Origin of the sequence: Labedaea rhizosphaerae (assembly GCF_004362825.1) — a bacterium.
In the GTDB taxonomy this organism is placed as follows: Bacteria; Actinomycetota; Actinomycetes; order Mycobacteriales; family Pseudonocardiaceae; genus Labedaea; species Labedaea rhizosphaerae.
The window spans coordinates 425,873-445,717 of sequence record NZ_SNXZ01000006.1; the positions used below are offsets into that span (position 1 = coordinate 425,873).

17 protein-coding genes are annotated in these 19,845 nt (G+C 69.2%); 1 reads left to right on the forward strand and 16 read right to left on the reverse strand.

Annotation, left to right across the window (positions count from 1 at the left end; translation table 11 throughout):
* Nucleotides 1–21: 21 nt before the first annotated feature.
* The 12 genes from EV186_RS31030 to EV186_RS31085 form a co-directional block, all read right to left on the reverse strand.
* The gene (locus tag EV186_RS31030; protein ID WP_133853010.1) at nucleotides 22–1,266 is read right to left on the reverse strand and encodes an ATP-grasp domain-containing protein; all 1,245 of its coding nucleotides are present in this window, start codon (nucleotides 1,264–1,266) and stop codon (nucleotides 22–24) included.
* Nucleotides 1,263–2,612, reverse strand: a complete 1,350-nt coding sequence (locus tag EV186_RS31035; protein WP_243754376.1) for a cation:proton antiporter — start codon at nucleotides 2,610–2,612, stop codon at nucleotides 1,263–1,265. Before EV186_RS31035 ends, EV186_RS31030 begins: the two co-directional genes overlap by 4 nt.
* Nucleotides 2,602–4,389, reverse strand: a complete 1,788-nt coding sequence (locus tag EV186_RS31040; protein WP_133853011.1) for an ABC transporter substrate-binding protein — start codon at nucleotides 4,387–4,389, stop codon at nucleotides 2,602–2,604. Before EV186_RS31040 ends, EV186_RS31035 begins: the two co-directional genes overlap by 11 nt.
* Nucleotides 4,386–4,757 (reverse strand): avidin-fold protein, encoded by a 372-nt coding sequence (locus EV186_RS31045; RefSeq protein ID WP_133853012.1) that lies wholly within the window; start codon nucleotides 4,755–4,757, stop codon nucleotides 4,386–4,388. Before EV186_RS31045 ends, EV186_RS31040 begins: the two co-directional genes overlap by 4 nt.
* A 160-nt stretch (nucleotides 4,758–4,917) precedes the next feature.
* A complete protein-coding gene (ddaH, locus tag EV186_RS31050) occupies nucleotides 4,918–5,778 on the reverse strand; it encodes a dimethylargininase (RefSeq protein WP_341815748.1) in 861 nt (286 codons plus the stop codon).
* Between the two features lie 40 nt (nucleotides 5,779–5,818).
* Nucleotides 5,819–7,060, reverse strand: a complete 1,242-nt coding sequence (locus tag EV186_RS31055; RefSeq protein ID WP_133853013.1) for an ATP-grasp domain-containing protein — start codon at nucleotides 7,058–7,060, stop codon at nucleotides 5,819–5,821.
* On the reverse strand, nucleotides 7,057–8,631 hold the full coding sequence (locus EV186_RS31060; protein ID WP_133853014.1) for a class I tRNA ligase family protein: 1,575 nt from the start codon (nucleotides 8,629–8,631) through the stop codon (nucleotides 7,057–7,059). The genes EV186_RS31055 and EV186_RS31060 overlap by 4 nt, the downstream gene beginning before the upstream one ends.
* Nucleotides 8,628–9,011 (reverse strand): cupin domain-containing protein, encoded by a 384-nt coding sequence (locus tag EV186_RS31065; protein WP_208115866.1) that lies wholly within the window; start codon nucleotides 9,009–9,011, stop codon nucleotides 8,628–8,630. Before EV186_RS31065 ends, EV186_RS31060 begins: the two co-directional genes overlap by 4 nt.
* 12 nt (nucleotides 9,012–9,023) lie before the next feature.
* Nucleotides 9,024–10,340 carry a lysine N(6)-hydroxylase/L-ornithine N(5)-oxygenase family protein gene (locus tag EV186_RS31070; RefSeq protein WP_133853015.1) on the reverse strand — a complete coding sequence of 439 codons (1,317 nt, stop codon included), beginning with the start codon at nucleotides 10,338–10,340 and terminating at the stop codon, nucleotides 9,024–9,026.
* A gap of 25 nt (nucleotides 10,341–10,365) precedes the next feature.
* Nucleotides 10,366–10,614 (reverse strand): acyl carrier protein, encoded by a 249-nt coding sequence (locus EV186_RS31075; protein WP_133853016.1) that lies wholly within the window; start codon nucleotides 10,612–10,614, stop codon nucleotides 10,366–10,368.
* The gene (locus EV186_RS31080; protein ID WP_133853017.1) at nucleotides 10,614–12,482 is read right to left on the reverse strand and encodes an HAD-IIIC family phosphatase; all 1,869 of its coding nucleotides are present in this window, start codon (nucleotides 12,480–12,482) and stop codon (nucleotides 10,614–10,616) included. Before EV186_RS31080 ends, EV186_RS31075 begins: the two co-directional genes overlap by 1 nt.
* Nucleotides 12,483–12,497: 15 nt before the next feature.
* A complete protein-coding gene (locus tag EV186_RS31085) occupies nucleotides 12,498–13,529 on the reverse strand; it encodes a 3-oxoacyl-[acyl-carrier-protein] synthase III C-terminal domain-containing protein (RefSeq protein ID WP_133853018.1) in 1,032 nt (343 codons plus the stop codon).
* A gap of 635 nt (nucleotides 13,530–14,164) precedes the next feature.
* Here EV186_RS31085 and EV186_RS31090 point away from each other — a divergent pair.
* Complete coding sequence (locus tag EV186_RS31090) at nucleotides 14,165–15,328, forward strand: metal-dependent hydrolase family protein (protein WP_243754377.1); 1,164 nt, start codon at nucleotides 14,165–14,167, stop codon at nucleotides 15,326–15,328.
* Nucleotides 15,329–15,366: 38 nt separating this feature from the next.
* Here EV186_RS31090 and EV186_RS31095 read toward each other — a convergent pair whose 3' ends face one another.
* The 4 genes from EV186_RS31095 to EV186_RS31110 all read right to left on the reverse strand — a co-directional run bounded on the left by EV186_RS31095 (nucleotide 15,367) and on the right by EV186_RS31110 (nucleotide 19,830).
* Entirely contained in the window at nucleotides 15,367–15,795 is a 429-nt protein-coding gene (locus EV186_RS31095; RefSeq protein WP_133853020.1) for a VOC family protein, read from the reverse strand.
* A complete protein-coding gene (locus EV186_RS31100) occupies nucleotides 15,792–16,784 on the reverse strand; it encodes an FAD-dependent oxidoreductase (protein WP_166659403.1) in 993 nt (330 codons plus the stop codon). The genes EV186_RS31095 and EV186_RS31100 overlap by 4 nt, the downstream gene beginning before the upstream one ends.
* Nucleotides 16,785–16,798: 14 nt before the next feature.
* A complete protein-coding gene (gene pepN, locus EV186_RS31105; protein WP_133853022.1) occupies nucleotides 16,799–19,291 on the reverse strand; it encodes an aminopeptidase N in 2,493 nt (830 codons plus the stop codon).
* Nucleotides 19,292–19,482: 191 nt separating this feature from the next.
* Nucleotides 19,483–19,830, reverse strand: coding sequence for an MmcQ/YjbR family DNA-binding protein (locus tag EV186_RS31110; protein WP_133853023.1), 348 nt, complete (start codon nucleotides 19,828–19,830; stop codon nucleotides 19,483–19,485).
* Between the last annotated feature and the right edge of the window lie 15 nt (nucleotides 19,831–19,845).

Here is a 19,845-nt window from a genome sequence, read left to right on the forward strand (position 1 = left end):
GGGAATCGGCGGGCGCGGATCTCACGCCAGCCGGATCCGCAGTGCTGATTCGGCGGTGTCCAAGGTGCGGGCGCATTCCTCGCGCGAATCGCCCACCGCTGTCGCGAACGCGATGCGGCCCCAAACCGTACCTTTGGGCGGCGGGGAGACAACAGCACCCGGTTGGGCTACAGCCACCGCCTTGTCGACCGAGTCGGGCAGGGCCGTTTCGTCGAACGACAGCGACTGAATGGTGGAATCCTGTTCGGCCACGTAGAAGAACCGGATGGCGGCCACCCGCTTGTGGGTCGGGGTGAGGTCGGGCTTGATGCCGCACGCCGCGCTCGCCGCGACGATGCCCGGGTCGATCCCGCTGGTCAGCAGGCCCAGGTACGGGATCATGTCGCCGCCGAGGCGGCCGTTGACCTCGATCACCTTCGGGCCGTCGGCGGTGAGCATGAACTCCGAGTGGGTGATGCCGTCGGTGAACTTCAGCGCGGTGTGCGTGTCCTGCAGCGCCGCGCCGAGCACCGGGTCGGTGAGCAGCGGGTCGGCCGCGTCCACGAAGTGGCCGATCTCCTCGGCGTAGGGCGGGTAGCCGACGACCTTGCGGCCGATGTAGAGCGGGGTCACCACGCCGTTCTGGATGACCGAGTCGACGCTGATCTCCTCACCGGTGACCAGTTCCTCGACGAGGATCGGTTCGTCGGTGTCGAAGACGACCGGTTCGGGTCCTTCGGCACTTGCGGTGAACGCGAAGTTGTCGCGGATCTCCTGCTCGTTCTCCACCCGGATCACGCCGAGGCTCGCGCCGAGCCCACGCGGCTTGAGGATCGCGGGGTAACCCAGCCGTTCGGCCGCGGCGACCGCGTCGTCGACCGTCTTGACCGGGATCGACCTGGGCTGCGGCACGCCGGCCGCGTCCAGCATCCGCCGCGTCGTGCCCTTGTCGCGCAGCGACCAGATCACGTCCGGGTCGCCGTTGCGCAACCCGAGCGCCTGCGCGATGAACGTGGTCGCGTGGATGCGCACCTCGTCCCAGCACAGCACGCCCGCGATCGGCTCCTCGGCGTTGAGCTTCACCGCGGCCGCCGCCATCGCGGGGCCGTCGGTCGTGCTCTCCAGCACCGTCCAGCCGTGCAGGTACTCCTTCTCCCACTCGGGGGCGACGCCGTTGAACAGGTGCACCCGGAACTGCGTGCTGATCGAGCGCAGCAGGTACTCGCGGTAGGTCCGCATGCCGGTTCCGACCACCAGCAACAGGGGACGCTCGGACGTCTCAGTCATTTCTCGGTTCCTCCCACGGCGACCTTCCGGCCGCTCAGCAATTTCTCGCGTTCCTGTTCCTCGTCGGTCTCGGCGATGCGCCGCACGGTGGCGCGCAGCAACGGCGGGGCCATGACGGAGGTGACGACGGCGACGAGCACGACGATCGTGTAGCCGGCCGTGGTGAGCACCCCGAGCCGCAGCCCGGTCATCGCCACGATCACGCCGATGACGCCGCGCGCGTTCAACCCCGCGCCGACCGCGAGGCTCTCCCAGTGCCCCATCCGCGCCATCCGCCCGCCGAGGTAGGCGCCGGCGAACTTGCCGATCACCGCGACCACGAGCAGTGCGACCGCGGCGATCAGCACGGGCGGCTGGGCCAGGGCGGTCAGGTTCATCCGCAGGCCCGCGGTGGCGAAGAAGATCGGCGCGAGCACCGCCATCACCACCGTGCGCAGCGGTACCAGGGCCGCCCGGTTCACCAGTCCGCTCGCGCTGATGACCAGCCCGCAGAAGAACGCGCCGACCACGGGCTCCAGCCCGAGGGCGTGCGAGCCCACCGCGAACGCCAGCACCAAGAGCACCACGACCGCCACGTGCGTGCCCTCCTCGGTCGACCGGTTGGCGCCGCGCAACGCCAGCTTGATCACCGGCCGGCCGACCACGAAGGTCAGCACCAGCACCAGGACGACCGAGCCGATCGACCACAGCACGCGGCCGGTGGTGAGCCCGGCCGTGGCCATCCCGGACACCACCGAGAGCAACGTCCAGCCGACGACGTCGTCGACGGTCGCCGTGCTCATCACCAGTTGCCCGACGTTGCGGTGCATGAGCCCCATCTCGAGCAGCACCTTGGCGATCACCGGGATCGCGCTCACCGCGATCGAGATCCCGATGAGCAGCGCGAACACGCCGGTGTTGATGCCCGCGCCCCGCATCGCGGCGGGCAGCGCGAGCCCGACGAGCACGCCGAGGCCCAGCGGCAGCACGACCCCGCCGACGCTGATGGTCAGCGCGGCCCGGCCCTGTCGCTTGGCCAGTCCGGTGTCGACGTGCACGCCGGTGAGCGCGACCAGCAGCACCACGCCGATCTGCCCGATGGCGTCGAGCAGGTGCATCTGCCCGGCGTCGTGCGGGAAGAGCCAGCCGGAGAACGCGGGCAGGGTCGAGCCGAGGATCGACGGGCCGAGCAGCACGCCCGCGGCCAGCTCGCCGCACACCGCGGGCAGCCCGAACCGCTGGCACAACCGGCCGAGCCCGAACGCCGTGCCGAGCAGCAAAACCAGCTGCAGCAACAGGATCAGCATGCCGTGCGCGTCGATCGGGGCCACCGGTGCGGTGGCGGCGAGGGTCAGCTCAGTCCTCAAGGTAATACCAGTTCTCGGGGTTGATCATCCCGTACGGGTTGACCGGTCCGAAGCCGCCGAGGGTGTTGGCGACCTCGAACAGCCGGATCGGGAAGTTCGGCGTGAAGATCACCGGCGCTTCCCGGGCGATGAACTCCTGGTACTCGTGGAAGACGGCCGGGTCGTCGGAGGTGACCGTCTTCGCGATCAGCGCGTCGGCGCGCGAGTCGGTGTAGTGGCCGAAGTTGCCGCCGGCGTTGGTGCTGAACAGGATCTCGCCGGTCGGGTGGTGGTAGGCCCAGCCGCCGTTCCAGCAGGTGAGCTCCCACAGGCACGCGTTGTCCTCGCTGGGCACGCAGGGCGCGTCCTCCCAGACCAGGATCGACCCGTAGACCTCTTCGAGCACCATGTCGATGCCCGCCGCCGCACAGTCCACTTTGTACTGCTCCATCAGCCGGGTCAGCGCGGGGCGGCCCTCGACGTAGCGCATCAGCACGGTGAGCTTCTCGCCCGCGGGCACCCCCGCCTTGTCCGCGTCCACGCAGACTGCCGGGAACACGCCGGTGTCCCAGCCGTTCTCCGCCAGCAACGCCTTGGCGCGCGCCGGGTCGAAGGGGTGCGGCCCGCTGCCGGTGCGCAGCGACGGCGCCGTGTGCTCGCTCGGCGGGTACATCGGCACCGGGCCGTTCTGCCGGTAGGCACGACCCTGGTAGATGTCGCGGACCGCGGAGTCCTGGTCCAGGCACTTCGCCAGCGCCTGGCGGAAGTACGTCTGGGCGAACAACTTCCCCTTCCACGTGGGGTTGTTGTAGTTCAGGCAGAAGTACCGGATGCAGTACGCGGTCTGCGGCACCAGCGTGAAGTGCTCGCCGATCGGGTTCTCGCCGGGGTCGGTCGGGTTGGCCACGCGGTCGGTCGCCATGGACAGCGGCAGGTAGCCGACCTGGAACTCGCCCCGCTGCAGCTTGTCGAACTGCTCCTCGTCGGAGAACGTCGGCACCTGGCGGAACTCGTCGAGGTGCGCCTTGCTCGGGCCCGAGTAGTGCTCGTTGGGCACGAACGTGACCAGACCGTCCTCTGTGTACTCCTTCAACCGCCACGGCCCGCTGACGACGCTCCAGATCGGACTGGACGCCCACCGGGTGCGGTGCGCGTTGCCCTCGTCGGTGTGGTCGCCCTGCTCTTCCATCAGGAAGTCGTAGACGGCCTCGACCTCGGCGACGTCGAGGTCGCGCAGGCTGGCCGAGGCGTTGGCCGGGCCGTCCTTGGTCTGGTCCCACGCCTTGGGCAGCGGGGTGATCGTCGAGAGCTGGTTGTAGAGCATCCAGTGCTGCGAGTACTTCTTGTCGAACTCGAAGTACAGCGTGTCCTCGGCGACCTTGCCGTAGTCGGTGCAGAAGTCGGGGAAGTAGCCCGGCACGTACTCGCCGTACTTGTCGCCCTTGACTCGCATCAGGTTCACCCAGAACAGCACGTTGTCCGCGCACAGGGTCTCGCCGTTGGACCATTTCCAGGGCTTGACCTTGATCGTGCAGCGCAGCCCGTCCTCGCTCCACACCGGCGCCTCGCCGATGGAGTTCGACCAGTCGACGCTGGGCGTCCCGTCGCTGCCGAAGTAGAACAGCGGCCGGTACATCAGCATCTGGAACTCGATGATGTTGCGTGTGCCCATGCGCTCGGCCGGGGTGAACGGGAAGATCACCGCGGGTGGGAAGCCCGGCGCGCACGCCCAGGTGACGATGCCGCCCTTGCGCGGCTTGCCGTCCCGGACGGTGGTGGGCTCGACGGTCGCGGTCATGAACCAGTCCTCACGGTCTGCGCGGGGATTTCGGCAGGCAGTTCTTCGATCACGGAGACGCCACTGGACTCGTGGGCGCCGTAGCGTTCCCACACCTCCTCCAGCCGGACGCGGCCGTCGTCGAGCAGGTGCGGGGTGGACGCGCAGTGCCCGGAGATCACGTCGCCGTCCTCGTTCACCATGCAGTAGGCGAACTCCAGGGTGCCGTCGGCGTTGACCGTGCCGGTCAGCGCGCCACGGCGGGCCTTGCCACCGAGGAACTCGCCCCAGAGCAGGTCGCCGTCCTGGTGGTACACCGCGACCCGGCTCGGGTCGGCCGAGGAGTCCTCCACCGGGTGGAACCGCTTCCCGTCATAGTTGAGAGTCATCGCGTGTCTCCCGGACCAGGGCGGAGTTCCAAGGTGCACTGTTCCGCCGCCCCGGAATTTCCGGAAGCGGTTGCGTTGCGTTGGCGCTGACCAGTTGACAGCGCGTCCGTGGCCGGGTTGCGTCCCGTTCCCCTTGGCCGCCGGTTCGGAGTTGCTCCAGTCATTTCACAGCTCCCGGACCAGGGCGGAGTTCGAGCGTGCAGCATTTCGCGCTGCCGCCGGACTTCATGAGCTCGGAGAGGTCGACGCCGATCGGCACGAAGCCGCGGGCCCACAACTGGTCGATCAGCCCGGTCGCCTGCTCGGCGAGCAGCACGTGCCGGCCGTCGGAGACGGCGTTGAGGCCGAACACCGCGGCGTCGTGCTCGTCGGCGAGGATCGCGTCCGGGTAGAGCCGGGCCAGCGTCGCCTGGCTGTCGGCCGAGAACGCGGCGGGGAAGTACATGATGGTGTCGCCGTCGAGCACGGCCAGCGCGGTGTCGAGGTGGTAGAACCGCGGGTCCACAAGGGACAGCGAGATCACCTCGCGGCGGAAGAACTCCGCCGCCTCGGTGTGCGAGCGCACGTCGGTGCGGAAACCCGTGCCCGCGAGGATGCGCGACGAGGTGACCAGGTAGTCGCCCTCGCCCTCGTTGACGTGGTACGCGTCGCGGGTGAGGTATCCGTGCTCGCGGAACCACTCCAGGTACGCCGGTCCCTCGGGCTGGCGCTGGGCGTGGCGGAACTTCGCCGACAGCACCCGCCCGTCCACGACGGTCGCGCCGTTGGCCGCGAACACCATGTCGGGCAGCCCGCCGCGCGGCGGGATCTGCTCGACCTGGTGGCCCAGCCCGAGGTACAGGCTGCGCAGCCGTTCCCACTGCACCATCGCGAGGCTCTGGTCGGTGGGCTTCTCCGGGTGCATCCACGGGTTGATGGAGTAGGTGACGTCGAAATGCGCCGGTGGGCACATCAGGTAACGGCGGGGTCGTGCCACGCGCACCGGTCTGGTCGCGGGCGCCGCGCTCGTGCTCGGTAACACGGGGGTCCTCTCGTGTGTGGGCAGCGGGTTGGCCGGCGCGCTACTGGAAGTCGACGGTGATCTTCTCGGCGAAGTCGTTCATCAGGTTCACGGCGTCCTCTTCGGACTCACCGGTCGTGCCGAGGAAGCCGATGATCGTGTTGCCGTCGGGTGGCCTGCGGATCAGGTCGCCCTTGCTGGCGGTGATCTTCAGCAGGAACGCGCGGTCGGAGTTCGCGACCTCGTCCGGCACGTTCACCTTCTCGACCACGCCCGCGTCGGAGATCAGGCACATGGACGCGGTGTGCACGCCGGTCGGGGTGAAGTGGCGCACGTTCGGCTTGCGGCTGAGCCCGACGTCGACCACCGCGGCGATCGGGTCGTAGTCGGCGGTGATGCGGGCGATCATGTCCAGGCCACCGCCACCGACGCGGGCCGCGATCTCCAGCAGGTACGGCTTGCCCTCGTGGAAGCGGACTTCCGCGTGCATGGCGCTGCGCCGCAGGCCCTGCGCGTGCGCGCCCGCCTTCACGGTCTCCTGCACGGCCTTGATGTCCTCGGGGGACAGGTTGGTCGGCGCGTGGTGGATGTCGTCGTCGAAGTTGTCGCCCTCCATGGTGATCCGGTCGACGAACGAGCCGAGGTACACCTCGTCGTCCCACGCGAGCGCTTCCATCAGGAACTCGCGACCGTCCAAGAAGGACTCGACCAGGATGCCGACCGGGCCCATGTCGATGCCGTCGGCTTCGGAGTTGACCCAGAACAGGTTCTTGAGACCTTCGTGGGCCTGGGTGAACCGCTCGTCCATCTGCGCGTCGTCGTGCACCTTGAACACCAGGTGCGAGCCGGCGCCCAGGGTCGGCTTGATGATGACGGGGTAGCCGAACTCGTTCGCCGTCGCCTTCGCCTCGGCCAGGTCGTGCACGAGCCGGTAGTTCGGGATCGGCGCGCCCGCCTTCTCGTGCGACTGGCGCATCAGGAACTTGTTGCGGCTGTTGAGCGCCGCCTCGACACCGATGCCGGGCAGGCCGAGGGCTTCGGCGATGGCCGCGACGGCGACCACCGCGGCCTCGGAGAAGGTGATCACGCCGTCGAAGTGCTCGGTGGCGTGCCACTCCTTGGCCGTGGCGATCATCTCGTCGAGGTTCTTGTTGCCGACCAGCCGGTACTTCTCGGCCGGCCAGAAGTCCTCCGTGCCCTCACCGTTGAGCACGTACAGGTCGACGCCGAGGTCGAGCACCTGCTGGTAGCGCGAGTGGTAGTACTTCAGGTACTGCCGGGTCTCGATCGTGAGCAGCTTCATGGGTTGGTTCCTGACTCGATCGTGGGGAGGGCGGGGAAGCGCACCGGCGCGATCTCGTGCGGGAGTTCCGCGTCGAGGTCCGGAGTGATCCCCTCGGTGGTGTCCACGAAGAACGGCGACGCGCACGCGAGCAAGGTGCGCAACTCGAGCATCAGGTCGCCCAGCGCCTCCTTGCTGTCCACATCAGACACCGCGGCCCGCAACCGGCCCACCTGCGCGAGCACGGTCTCCGCCGCGCGGCCCAGGCTCAGGTGCTCGAGCCGGAAGCACAGCTTCACCCGCTCGATCACCGCGCGGGCCCGGCCGCGGCCGCGCTCGGTGGTCGGCAGCACCGTGCCGTCCGGCAGGTCGGCGACCGCACGCTCCACCGCTTCCGCCAGCTCGTTCCACGGCCGCACCAACCGGGTGGTGGTGATGTGGTCCATGGTCGAGCGGTTGAAGTTGGTCCGCTGGAACTCCGGACCGGTCAGCGCCAGGTAGAACCGGACGAGGTCGCGCGGCACGTCGGCGAGCAGGTCCGCGCCCCACACCAGGTGGCCGCGGCTGGTGGAGAACTTCTCGCCGTCCAGGTCGTAGAACTCGTTCACGACGTTGGCCGAGGGCAGCACGTACTTGCCGTCGTGGGCCATCAGCAGCACCAGGTCGAGCACGCCCCAGTGGCACACGTTGTCGAAGCCGTGGAAGTAGATCAGCTCCGGGTTCGTCTCGGCCAGCCACGGCGTGTCCACGTCGCCGGTCGCGCCGAGCGACCACCACGTGCTGTAGATCGACGCCGGCATGGCCTCGATCCACGGGTACACGATCTGACCGGGCGTGTCCTCGAACGGGGAGTCGACGCCCCACGTGCCGGGCACGGTCACCGGGTAGTCCGGCAACGGCCCGGACAGCAGCTCGTCGATCAGCTGCTTGGGGTGCGGGCGCCACACCGCGGCGTGCTCGGCGTAGTACGCCGTCAGCCGCTCGCGGTACCGCTCCAGCGGCAGCACGTAGATCGTGACTTCCCGCATCTCGATCGGGTCGTCGGGATCCATTGTGGACCGCGGGTCGAGCAGCTCGTCGAAGTTGTTCGGGTGCCCGCAGCCCTCGCAGACCCCGCCGCAGCTGCCCGCGTAGCAGGCCGGGCAGACGCCGCTGACCAGGCCGTCGTACAGGTACATGCCGGCCTTGGTGGCATAGGGCATCTTCAGCGTGCGCTTCTCGAACTTGCCCGCGTCGCGCAGCTCCGTCACGAAGCGCTGCACGGTTTCGCGGTACGTGTCGTCGATCGGCGGCAGGCCCCGGTTGACGTTGCCGAGCATCGCGCCCATGGCCTCGTAGGTGTGCCCGATCTCGCTGGTCGACTTGTCGACGAGGACCTGCTTGGGCAGGCCGAGCCGGTTCGCCGACGTGATCACGTAGCTCTGGCTGTCGTCCGTGCACGTGGTGTAGACGACCGGGCGGCCGGTGGCCCGCAGGTAGCGGGCGTAGATGTCGGCCGACAGGTACGGGCCCGCGAGGTGGCCCACGTGCAGGTCGCCGTTGGAGGTCGGCGTCGCCGGGATGATGACGACCGGCCGGGTGGCGTCGGTCATGTGGTCGCCTTCTCCGCCGTTTCCGCGTGGCGCGCGGCGAACCGCTCGCCCATCTCGGCGTCCCACCAGATCGAGTAGAACTGGAAGTCGGCATCGCCGTTGTTCACGACCTGGTGGCGCTCGTGCGGGGTGAAGTGCACGATGTCGCCCGCGACGAAAGGCGTGGTGCCCGCGTCGGTGATGATCTCGGCCGCGCCGGTCATCGCGACCCAGATCTCGTACTCGTGGTGGCCGTGCGCGCCGGACTCCGCACCCGGGTGCACGACGCACCAGGAGGCCTCGAACGGCGCGTTCAGCAGCTCCCACGGCAGCAGCCGCTGCGCACGCAAACCGTTGTCGGGCTTGAGGTTTTCCCGGTCGAGCGGGTGGATCTCCATCATCTGAGCACTCCTCTACAGCGACTGGGCGACGGCGGGCGCGGGCTCGACGCCGTTGCGCGCGATCTCGCGCGTCTGGCGCCCGGCGAGCAGGTCGGCGACGATCTCGCTGGAACGCGCGGCGAGCACGCTGATCAGCGAGTCGGCGATACCGTGCGTCGCCTCGTTCACGCCCTGCAGGTACACGCGGCCGGTGACGTTCTCGGGCAGTTGCATCCGGTAGCTGCGGTCCACGGCGACGGCGCTCGCGCCGACCTCGGCGGCCAGGTTCTGCGCCACCCTCGGCATCTCCTTGACGAAGCCGGTGCCCAGCATCACCACGTCGCAGCGCAACTCGCTGCGACCGCCCGACTTGCGGTCGAGCAAGGTCAGCACGACCTCGTCGCCGTCGGTCTGCGCGTCCACGATCTCTGCCATGGTGATCATGGCGAGCCGCTCCTTGCCGTGCAGCTTCTCCAGGTACATCTCGCGGTACAGGTTCTCGAGCATGTGCGGGGCGAGCCCGGAGTAGTTGGTCCGGTGCATCTCGCGCAGCAGTTGCTCGCGCGCCTCGGGCAGCGCGCCGTGGAACTCGTCGACGAAGGACGGGTAGAACAGCTCGTTGGTGAACTTGCTGCTCTCGTAGCCGTTCAGGCCGATGGAGCGCATCACCATGGTGAGCTGGGCCTTGGGGAAGCGCTGGTGCGACGACCAGAGCATCTCCGCGGCGCTCTGCGCGCCACCGACCACCACGATCCGGTGCTCCGCCTGCTCGTCGAGCTCGGTGACCCGGAAGGCGTACTCGGTGGAGTGGATCACCTTCTCCTTGGACACCGAGGCGAACACCTCGGGCACGTGGGCGTCGCGGCCGGCGCCGACCACGAGGTCGCGGCACGCGATCGTGGCGCCGTCGGAGAAGCCCACCAGCCAGCCGCGCACGGTCCCGTCCGCGGTGGTGTCCGCGTCGACCGACACGACCTTGCGGCCGTACTGCACCTTCACCTTGGTCAGCGAGTGCGCGACCCACTGCAGGTACCCGGAGATCTCCTGGCGGTACGGGGTGAACGTGCCGAGGTTGATGAACTCGTCCAGCCTGCCCTGCGAGTGCAGGTAGTTCAGGAACGAGAACTTGCTGCGCGGGTTGCGCAACGTCACCAGGTCCTTGAGGAAGGACACCTGGCTCTGGGCCCAGGGCAGCAGCATCCCGCGCTGCCACACGATGTCGTCGTACTGCTCGACGACGACACAGCGCTCGGCGAGTTCCGCGGGAGCCATCTCTTCCAAGGCAACGGCCAGGGCCAGGTTCGCCGGCCCCGCACCGATCGCCAACAGTTCAACCTGCTGGTGGTTCACTTGTCTCTCCAAGGTCTTTGGGGATTCACGCTTGTGCGGGGGTCTTGTCGACCAGCCGCACGAGGTCGTCGACGGTGCGGGTCGCGTGGAACGCACGCAGGTCGAGTTCGATGCCGAAATGGCGCTCGAGGGCGGCAAACGCCTCCAGCGACGAGATGCTGTCCCACTCGTGGGCGGCCAGCACCGGCTGGGTGAGCAGGTCGCCGACCTCGATGTCGAGCACCCCGCTCAGGATGTCCAGCACGGAGTCCCGTACCGAAACCGAGTCGTCCATCAAGCATCTTCTCCATTCACAATGATCCAGCGAGGCGATCGGGACGCCCCTTCGGCGTCCGCCCCCAGGTCGAGTTCGAACACGCCGTCTTCGATTTCCGTGAAACCCGAACGGGTCCAGAGGTCGGCGCAGATGTTGTTGCGTCCACTCGGGACGAACCGGCCGCGCAGGGTCTTCGCCCCGGCCGCGCGTGCCTTGTCCGCGATCCAGTGCACGGCGGCGATTTCCACGCCGCGGCCCAGCACCCGGCAGCTGAGCACGAAGTTGGTCACGTCCCAGCGGTCCGCGCCGCACTCGACCCAGGTGGCGCCGATGATCCCCTCGTCGCCGAACCGGTCGCGCACCGCGAACGACGCGACCAGGTGGTCGTCGCTCTCGGCCAGCCGCTTCGTCTCGGCCTCGTCCGGGCGGATGCCGGTGAGGTTGAACTGGTTGCTGCGCCCGCCGAGCTGCGCGATGCGGCCGATGGTGTAGCTGGTCGCTTCCTCCGCGGCGAGGCGGATCTCCAGCGCGGCCAGGTAGTCCTCCGAGGACCCGAAGCCACCGGCGAAGTCGGCCCGCTTGGCCCGGGTCCGGTAGAGCTCAGGGCGCTTGAGGTCGGTGTCGGTCAGCTCCAGCACGTCGAACCAGCCGTCGCGCAGCAGCGTGCGGACCACGTTGGCCGGGTCGCCGTCGGCGGCGAGCACCGCCACCTCGGGCAGCTCGTCGGCGACGTGCCCGCGCTCGAACGGCGAGTCGTCGAGGAACACGAAGCTGTTGGTGTTCAACGAAAGCGACTCGGCCGCGGCCTCGATGTTGCCCGCCTTGGACGCCCAGTTCACCGCGGTCGCGGAGAACGCGTCCTCACGCAGCAGCATCTCGGGGTGTTCGCGCAGGGCTTCCGAGACCAGCTCGGCGTCGTTCTTGCTCGCCAGCACCAGGATCACGCCCTGCTCGCGCAGGCGTTGCGCCGTTCGTTGCAGCTGCGTGTAGCAGTTGCCCGGGTACAGCCCGCCCAGCTGCACGCCCGCCGCCCCGACCTCGCCGAGGACCCCGCCCCAGAGGGTGTTGTCCAGGTCGAGGGCCAGGACCTTGCGGGACAGGCCCAGCTTGGCCTGGGTGAACCGCCGGACCTGCTTGGCCAGCGCCAGCAGGGCATCGTCGGTGTAGGGCATGTCGCCGTAGCGGAACATCCGGTCGTCGCGGGCCGCGACGGCCTGGTCGGCCAGGATGCCCACCAGGTCGACCACGGCGAGCTGCCTGCTCTCCTCGGCCAGCGCGAGCAGGTCCGCGTTGAGCCGGTGCCACGCCTGGGATACCGCCGCCCGCCCGGACCAGCTGATGAAGCTGTCCCGCACCTGGGCGGGCAGCGGCAGGGTGTGCAGGACGAACGAGGTGCTGCTCCGCTCGACCGCGCCGAGCAGGATGCCCCGCAGCTCCTCCAACCGCGCCCGCACGTGCTTTCCCAGCCCCGCCGGGTCGAGGGTGTCCCACTCGTCCGGCAGGAAGTAGCTCTCGTCCAGCAGGCACGCCACGACGTCGTGCTCGCTGAAGTCGGCGGTGGCCATCGTCAGCTCGAACCGGCCGTACGGGCCGGACTCCAGCTCCGGCGCGATGCCGGCGCCCACCAGCTGTGCGCGCAGCAGCGGCGCGAAGCTGCCGATCGTGCACGTGGCCTGGATGCAGACCTTGGCCGCACGCAAACCGTTGTCCAGCGGCAGTTTCGCGAGTGTCTTGGCCGCCTTGCGCAGCACGAGCGGGTCGTCGCAGCGCAGCAGCGCCGTGCGCAACGCCGGTCCCGGCACGCCGCCTTGCTCCGCGTCCGACAAGGACTGGCGCAAGGCAGCGAGCAGGTCGGCCCCGGTCAGCGTTTCCCCTATGGTGGTCACTTCGGATTCGACCCCTCAGACCCGGACCAGCGTGCAGTACCAGCGCATGCCGATGGAGATGCCGCAGAGCGCGACCACGTCACCGGAGCGGATCTCACCGCGCTGCAGGTGCTGGCCCAGCGCGATCAGCTGGTCGGCGGCGCCCATGTGACCGTGCCCGACCGACAGGTTCGCGTTGGTGTGCTCCAGGGAGATGCCCAGCGGCTTGGCGATGTCCTCGATCGCGTCCGGCGCGTCGTTGATGTAGATGAGGTGCTTGAGGTCGTCACGGGTGAGCCCGGCCCGCTTCAGCGCGCCGTCGACGACGTCGACCACCCGCTGCTCGAGCTGCTGGGAGAACGCGATCAGCCGGGCCGGCTCCTTCTTGAAGTGCGCCTGCACGGCCACGTGCCCGGCGGGGGACTGCCGGCTGGACCAGCCCTGCGGCGGCACGGGCTCGACCATGCCGCCGTAGTCGGTGCGGAACCAGTCGCAGAACTCCGGGTCGGTGAACTGCTCGGTGGACAGCCACTGCAGTTCCTTGTGCCCGCGGCGCCAGATGGTGGCGACCGCGCCGTCGCTGTGCACGGAGTTGTTGACGTTCATCCGGTTGCGGTGGAACTCGCTCACCCGGTTGACCGCGATGAACATGACCGTCTCGATCTCCGGCTGGACGGCCATGATGCCGGCCACGTAACCGATCCCGGTCACGCCGCAGGCGCAACCCTCGTTGAGCAGCAGGGTCTGCGTGGTGGCGATCTTCAGCTCACGGGCGACCGCCGCCGAGGTGTCCCAGTACGGGTACTCGGGCATTTCCGAGGCGGCGACCACGATCAGGTCGAGCTGCTCCGCGCCGATGCCGACCTCGCTGAGCGCCTTGGTGGCCGCGGTCGCGGCCATCTTCGAGGCGGTCACGCCGTCGGGCGCCCGGTGGAACGTGTGGTATCCCCACTTGATGGGCCGCTCCGGGTCGTCGACGTAGTCGCCCGCCACCGTCGCGACGTCCTGGTCCTCGCCGAACGCGTAGCCGAAGCCGGCGATGCCGAACTCCACGAGTGGCTCAGTCATTGATGCTCCCGTCCCGGCAACGCCGGATTATTTGTGATTCGTCTTTTGGACGCGTTTGTCCGCGCTCGGTGAATGAGTTTCGCCGCGCGTTCGCGCAGGCGTCGGAAACGCCTGAACCGAGTGGAGTTACCGGCCGCGTTCGTCCGCGCGGTCTGGTGATCTATATCGGCCGTTTGGCTGGCCGTCATCATTTCTACCGGAGCTGTGGGTAGTCGTCACTACGCCAGAAGGGGGTAGTACTTTCGGTAGCACCCCATGACTCAGCGGAAGCGTTACGCATTCTTGCGAACTGTCCGCAAGGTCTCCTGGATCGGTTGTGTGACAACAAAATCCCAGGTCGCAGTCTCGGCTCGCCACGCTTCGCGCATGGCTGAACCCGCGCCGTGATATGCACCCGACGCGGTCAGTGGTAAATGGGGACGCCTGCCGCCGAATGGAATATGGTTACCCGTTACGCGGTCGTACGAGGTCCGACCGTTTGGCGCAGCGGCGGTTAAGTTCTAGGCCAATCGGCGCACCTCGCTAAATGTATCGTTGCCAGAGCATGGGTATTTTGGTTGTCTTAAGCCATGGTGGAACGTATTGAGGCAGACAGGCTAATTCCAGGTTCAGGCGCGCCGGTCGAGAACGCCGTCGTGGTGCTGAACGGCCCGGTGATCGACTACGCCGGGCCCGCCGCGGGCGCACCGCCCACTCCGGACGTCACGCCGGTGCAGGTGAACACGGTCATGCCGGGGCTGTGGGACTGCCACGGCCACTTCATGGGGTTGAGGTCGCCGGACCTCGACGTGATGCCGCAGGAGACGATCGCGCTGCGCGCGGCCCGGGTCGTGCGGTGCTTCCGGGACGCGCTCGACGCCGGCTTCACCTCGGTGCGCGAGGTCGGCGGGCTCGGCATCAACCTGGTGCCGGCCCTGGAGGAGGGGTCGATCGCCGGGCCTTCGGTGTATTCGGCCGGGATCGCGCTCTCGGTCACCGGCGGTCACGCCGACCTGCACACCTACCCCCTGGACTGGATCGAGGACTTCGGTCACCTCGGCGGCGAGCTGCGGCTGTGCGACGGTCCGGCCGAGTGCGCCAAGGCGGCCCGCGAGCAGCTGCGCAAGGGCGCGCGGCTGATCAAGGTGGCGGTCTCCGGCGGTGTCCTGTCCGAAATGGACAGTCCGGAGCACCAGCAGTTCACCAGGGCCGAGCTGGCCGCGATCATCGAGGTGGCCGGCATGGCCGACCGCATCGTCGCGGCGCACTGCCACGGCAAGTCCGGCATGATGACCGCGCTGGAGATGGGCGTGAAGACCATCGAGCACGGCACCTACCTCGACGCGGAGGTCGCCGACGCCATGCGCGAGACCGGCGCGATCCTGGTGCCGACCCGGACGATCTTCATGGAGCTGCAGGACAACTCGCACCTGCTGCCCGACTACGCCGTGCGCAAGCTGAAGGCGACCATCGACCGGCACGCCGAGGCGGTCACCATGGCGATGGAGGCGGGCGTGACCGTCGCGTCCGGTTCGGACATCGCGCTGACCGGCCGCGAACTGCTGAACTCGTGGGGCCGCAACGGCCGGGAGCCGGTGCTGCTCGGCGAGCTCGGCATGTCGCCGCTGCAGGCCATCGAGGCGGCGACCGCGACCGGCCCCCAGACCCTGGGCCCGCAGGCGCCGAAGTCCGGCCAACTGGTCGCCGGGTACGACGCGGACGTGATCGTGCTCGACGCCAACCCGCTCGACGACCTCGGCACGCTGGCTCGTCCCGAACACATCACGGGTGTCTGGAAAGCCGGCGCCCGAGTCAAGTGACGAGCGCGCGGGGGTGAGCGCGATCAGCCTTGACGCGCTCACCCTCGCCTGCGGGTCGGGTAGTGCACGAGCTCCACGAGGAACGCCGCGGGCTTGGGCAAGTAGAGGAACGCCACCCGCATCCCCGGGCGCGCACCCCGGCACGGCTCCCGGTCGATCGGGATGAAACCGTTGCGCCGCAACCGGGACAGCTCGCCTTCGAGGTCGTCCACCTCGAACGCGACGTGGTAGAGACCAGGCCCGTTGTTGCCCAGGTAGTCGTGCACGGCCGCGTCCGGCGCGATCGGCGCGACCACCTCGACCGCCGGTTCGGCGGCCGCGGGCGAGAACTGCCAGAAGTCGCACGACACCCCGTAGTCCGGCGCCGTGCCGTCCTCCGTGCGCGTCATGCCCAGGGCGTCGAGGAACGCGCCGACCGCGGCCGCGTCCTCGGTCACCACGCCGACGTGGTCGATGCCGAGGATCACCGTGCCCCCTCCAGCACCGGGACCAGCTCCCGCGCGGCCACCCGGCTCGCCGCGAGCACGGTCTTCGCCGCGCCGCCGCTGCCGCCGGTGAACGTCAGCACGTTCCCGACCCGCCGCAACCGCAGCCCCGCGGGCTCGGTGTAGCAGTCGAACGACGCGACCACCTGCTCGGGCTGGACGTCGAGGCCGAGCCGCTCGCCGAGGCACGCGGTCACCCGCGCGGACAGCTCCTCGTCGGGCCTGATCTGCTCCGGCGGGAGCCCCCACCGGTCGCTGCTCAGCCCGAACAACATCCGGCCGCCGTCGTACGGACGGCCGTAGAGCCCGCTGGTCTCGTCGACGAACGACGGCAGCCCCGCCACCCGCACGGGGTAGAGGCCGTATTGGATCTGGCGCGTGGTGGATTCGGTGCCCGGCACCAGTTCCCGCGTCCACGCGCCCGCCGCGACGACCACCGCGTCGTAACCGTCGAAGCCCTCGGCGCCGGCGCGCACGGCATCGCCGGACACGGCCGTGATCCGTCGCGTGTGGACGGTCGCGCCGAGACCCGGCAACGCGGCGAGGACATTCGCGCGCAGGCGGCCCGGGCGGATGAACCCGGCGAGGCGTTCCCGCACCACGACCGCGCCCTCGGGCACGCCGCGCAGCGGCAGCTCCGCGGGTTCGGCCAGGCGCAGCGACCCGGGCAGCCGGGTCAGCACCTGGTCGACGGCCGCCGCGACCGGCGGCTGCGACACCGGCGTGACGTACACCGAGCCGATCTCGGCGAAGTCGGCCCAGCTCCGCATCCGCGGGTCCGAACGCAACTCCGCGATGCCGGCCGCGGCCAGCGCGGCGGCGGCCGGATCGGGCTCGTAGCCCCGCACGAGGCCACCGGACGCACTGGTGGCGTCAGCATCGTCAGGCTGGGTGCCGGTGAACAGGTCCACCGGCACCCCGGCCTCGGCCAGGCGCAGCGTGAGCAGGGCACCGGCGACACCGGCACCCACGACGGCGACGCTCCTCATCTCGTGCTGACGACGCGACGCAAGTCGTCGGTCTGGTCCGCGGCCCGGCGGCGCAGCGCCAGCGGCAGGTCCTCGCGGGCGAGGAACTTCTCCGCGTGCTCCAGCGTGCGCGGGCTCGCCGCGTAGCGCGGGAAGAGCCACAGCACCAGCGTGTCCAGCACCTTGTCGCTGTGCACTCCGGCGACCTTCGGCATCTCCTCGAAGAACCGAGCGACGTACGGCTCGGTCAGCGCGTGCTGCTCGGGCTGCCAGAAGCCCTCGGCGAGCGCCCAGAGCCGGTAGCTGGAGAGCGTGGCGTCCTCGGTGATGGCCTGCCACGCGGCCGCCTTGGCGTCCGCGTCGGGCCGGGCCGCCCGGCACTTCGCCGCGAACGCCTCCGCCTGCGTCGTCGGGTCGGCCTGGTAGGCGGCCTCGATCGCGGCCTCGTCGAACGCGCCGAGCACGGCGAGCCGGTAGCGGATCCGCCATGCCAGGTCGACGTCCAGCTCGATGCCCGCGGGCAGAGCTGTGCCGTTCAGCCAGCCCCGCAGTTCGCCGGTGTCGGCGGTGAACTCGATCAGCCCGCGCAGCAACGGCATGCCGAGCTCGTCGTCCTTGGTCGTGCGCGTGAGCCGGTCCCGGCAGGCATCCGCGACGCGCACCATCAGCTCCGGGCGCAACGCGGGGTCGAGGTAGCGGTCGGCGATGTCGATGCGGGCCTGCTCCAGCACCTCGATCACGATCGAGAGCTCGGTCTCGGCGGCCACCATGTCGCACACCAGGGCCAGGTGTTCGGCCGGTGTCACGGTGCCGTCCTGCACACCCATCAGCAGCGTGCACCAGACCATGCCGCGGTTGATCGACTCGAGCTCCGGGAGGCGCTCGGGCAACGCGGCCAGCGACCGCGCGTCGTAGCGGATCTTCGCGTAGGTGCGGTCGTTCTCGTTGACCAGCACCAGATCCGGCGCCGGCCGGCCGACCAGGGCGGGCAGTTCGGTGCGCGGGCCGTCCACGTCGACGCGGACGGTCTCGTGCGTGTCGCCGGGACCGTAGAGGCCGACGTCGAGGGTGTGCGGGCGGTACACCGGGTGGGACGCGGGCACGTCCTGGGTGATCGCGGCGGCGGTGATCTTGCCGTCGGCGATGGTGAGGTCGGCGCCCAGCGTGGTCACGTTCGGGGTCATCAGCCAGCGCCGCGACCAGTCGGTCATGTCGCGGCCCGCGGCCTCCGACAGCGCCGCGTTGAAGTCGTCGTAGGTGGCCGAACCGTAGGCGTGGCGGTCGAAGTAGATCCGCAGGGCCGCCCGCAGCTTGTCGTCACCCAGGTGCGTGGCCAGCTGGCGCAGCGCCGACGAGCCCTTGAAGTAGGAGATCCGGTCGAGGTCGAGCAGCGCGCTCAGCGCGTCCTTGCCCTCGATGGCCACCGGGTGGGTCGAGGGCCGCTGGTCGGCGACGTAGGCCTGGCCCTTGCGCCGCGCGGCGAACGTGGTCAGCGGGCCGGTGAACTCGGTGACCTCGCTCGGCACCCGGTGCGCCATGTAGTCGGCGAAGGCCTGGCTCAGCCACACGTCGTTCCACCAGGAGTTGGTGACGAGCCCGGCGAGCCACTGCAGTGAGAGCCCGTGCGCGATCACCACGGCCCGCGTCTCGTGCTCGCTGCGCGGCACCGGCGTGGTGAACAGGTACAGCTCCTTGATCAGCACGCAGCCCGGGTGGTCGAGGGACAGGAAGCTGAACTCGGGCGCGAAGACCTGCTCGAAGGACGGGAACGGGAAGCGGATGCCGAACAGGCGGTGCAGCTCGTCCAGGCACTGCCCGGTGACCCGGAAGATCTCGTCGGCGTCCGCGCCGACCGCGTCGGCGACCGACGCGCGGCAGTGCAGCCCCAGCGGCACACCGTCGTGCACGGTGCGGAACGAGGCGTACGGGCCGGCCACGATCGTGGTCAGGTAGGTGGCCTGGCCGACCTCCTGCACGACCTCCCAGCGGCCGTCGGCGCGTTTGGTCGCGACACCGGTGCCGAGCACCTGCCAGTCGTCCTCGGGCACGGTGACCACGAACGTCATGGGTGCCTTGAGGTCCGGCTGGTCGAAGCAGGCGAACACCCGCGGCGCGTGGTCGAGGAACACCGAGCCGTAGACGTAGACCTTGCCGTCGGCGGGATCGACCGCCCGGTGCAGGCCCTGCGCGGTGGTGGAGTAGGCCATGTCGGCCACCACGACAAGCTCGTTGTGCTGTGTCCCATCCCCTTGGGCGAGGCCGGTGAGCGGGAACCGGCCGTCGCTCAGCGCCGCCGGGTCGAGCTCGACGCCGTTGAGGGTGATCGAGTGCAGCGTCTCGGGGCGCACGTCCAGAAAGGTCGACCGCGACTGGTCACCGGAATCGAAAACGATCGTGGTCGTGGCGCGAAAAACTTCCGGGCCGGTACTCAGATCAAGGTCGACGTGATAAGAGACGATCGTCAACAAGGCACTGCGGTCGGCGGCCTCGGTGCGCGTCAAGCTGGGCATGCGGACAGCGCCTCTCCATGGTGTGGTGGGAATGGCACGTTCCGGATATCGCCTTCAGGTGTCGGCGACATTCCGGGGCGGGACGAAGTGTGCCGCGTCGCCGTCACTCTACGGTCGCTCGAGGGCCGTGCGCAGGGCAGTTCGGGTCATCTTCGGTACGCCTGTCCGGGCTAGTGGACCCCGGAGCGGATTCATCCGTTTTCGTCGAAGTACGCGGCCGCGACGCGCTTGGGCACGCACATCCGCCACGCCTCGGTGATCAGCTCCTCGAGCTCGTCCGGATCAAGTTCGGCCAGCTCAGCGCGTACCCAGTTGTAGCGGAGGTCGGACCGGGCGGGCAGCTGGAACTTGTTCGGTTCCGCGGCAATCAGCCCAGCGCGTTCCTCCTTCGGGTAGGCGAAACCCATACTGGTCTCATCGGGTGACAATGCCAGATAAACGATTCGACCGATGTAGAACTTCAATCGATCTTGAACAACCCTTTCCGTGGTTCGCGGAAGAGGGCGGGCGATACGCCGAACGTCATCACCGGTAACCATGCGTGGTGGCTCGAT

Excerpts from the sequence above, each read along its gene's own strand:
- EV186_RS31085 (WP_133853018.1), bottom strand. The coding sequence starts at position 13,529 with ATGACTGAGCCACTCGTGGAGTTCGGCATCGCCGGCTTCGGCTACGCG.
- EV186_RS31030 (WP_133853010.1), bottom strand. The coding sequence starts at position 1,266 with ATGACTGAGACGTCCGAGCGTCCCCTGTTGCTGGTGGTCGGAACCGGC.
- pepN (WP_133853022.1), bottom strand. The coding sequence starts at position 19,291 with ATGCCCAGCTTGACGCGCACCGAGGCCGCCGACCGCAGTGCCTTGTTG.
- EV186_RS31075 (WP_133853016.1), bottom strand. The coding sequence starts at position 10,614 with ATGGACGACTCGGTTTCGGTACGGGACTCCGTGCTGGACATCCTGAGC.
- EV186_RS31045 (WP_133853012.1), bottom strand. The coding sequence starts at position 4,757 with ATGACTCTCAACTATGACGGGAAGCGGTTCCACCCGGTGGAGGACTCC.
- EV186_RS31110 (WP_133853023.1), bottom strand. The coding sequence starts at position 19,830 with ATGGTTACCGGTGATGACGTTCGGCGTATCGCCCGCCCTCTTCCGCGA.
- EV186_RS31040 (WP_133853011.1), bottom strand. The coding sequence starts at position 4,389 with ATGACCGCGACCGTCGAGCCCACCACCGTCCGGGACGGCAAGCCGCGC.
- EV186_RS31065 (WP_208115866.1), bottom strand. The coding sequence starts at position 9,011 with ATGATGGAGATCCACCCGCTCGACCGGGAAAACCTCAAGCCCGACAAC.
- EV186_RS31055 (WP_133853013.1), bottom strand. The coding sequence starts at position 7,060 with ATGAAGCTGCTCACGATCGAGACCCGGCAGTACCTGAAGTACTACCAC.
- EV186_RS31060 (WP_133853014.1), bottom strand. The coding sequence starts at position 8,631 with ATGACCGACGCCACCCGGCCGGTCGTCATCATCCCGGCGACGCCGACC.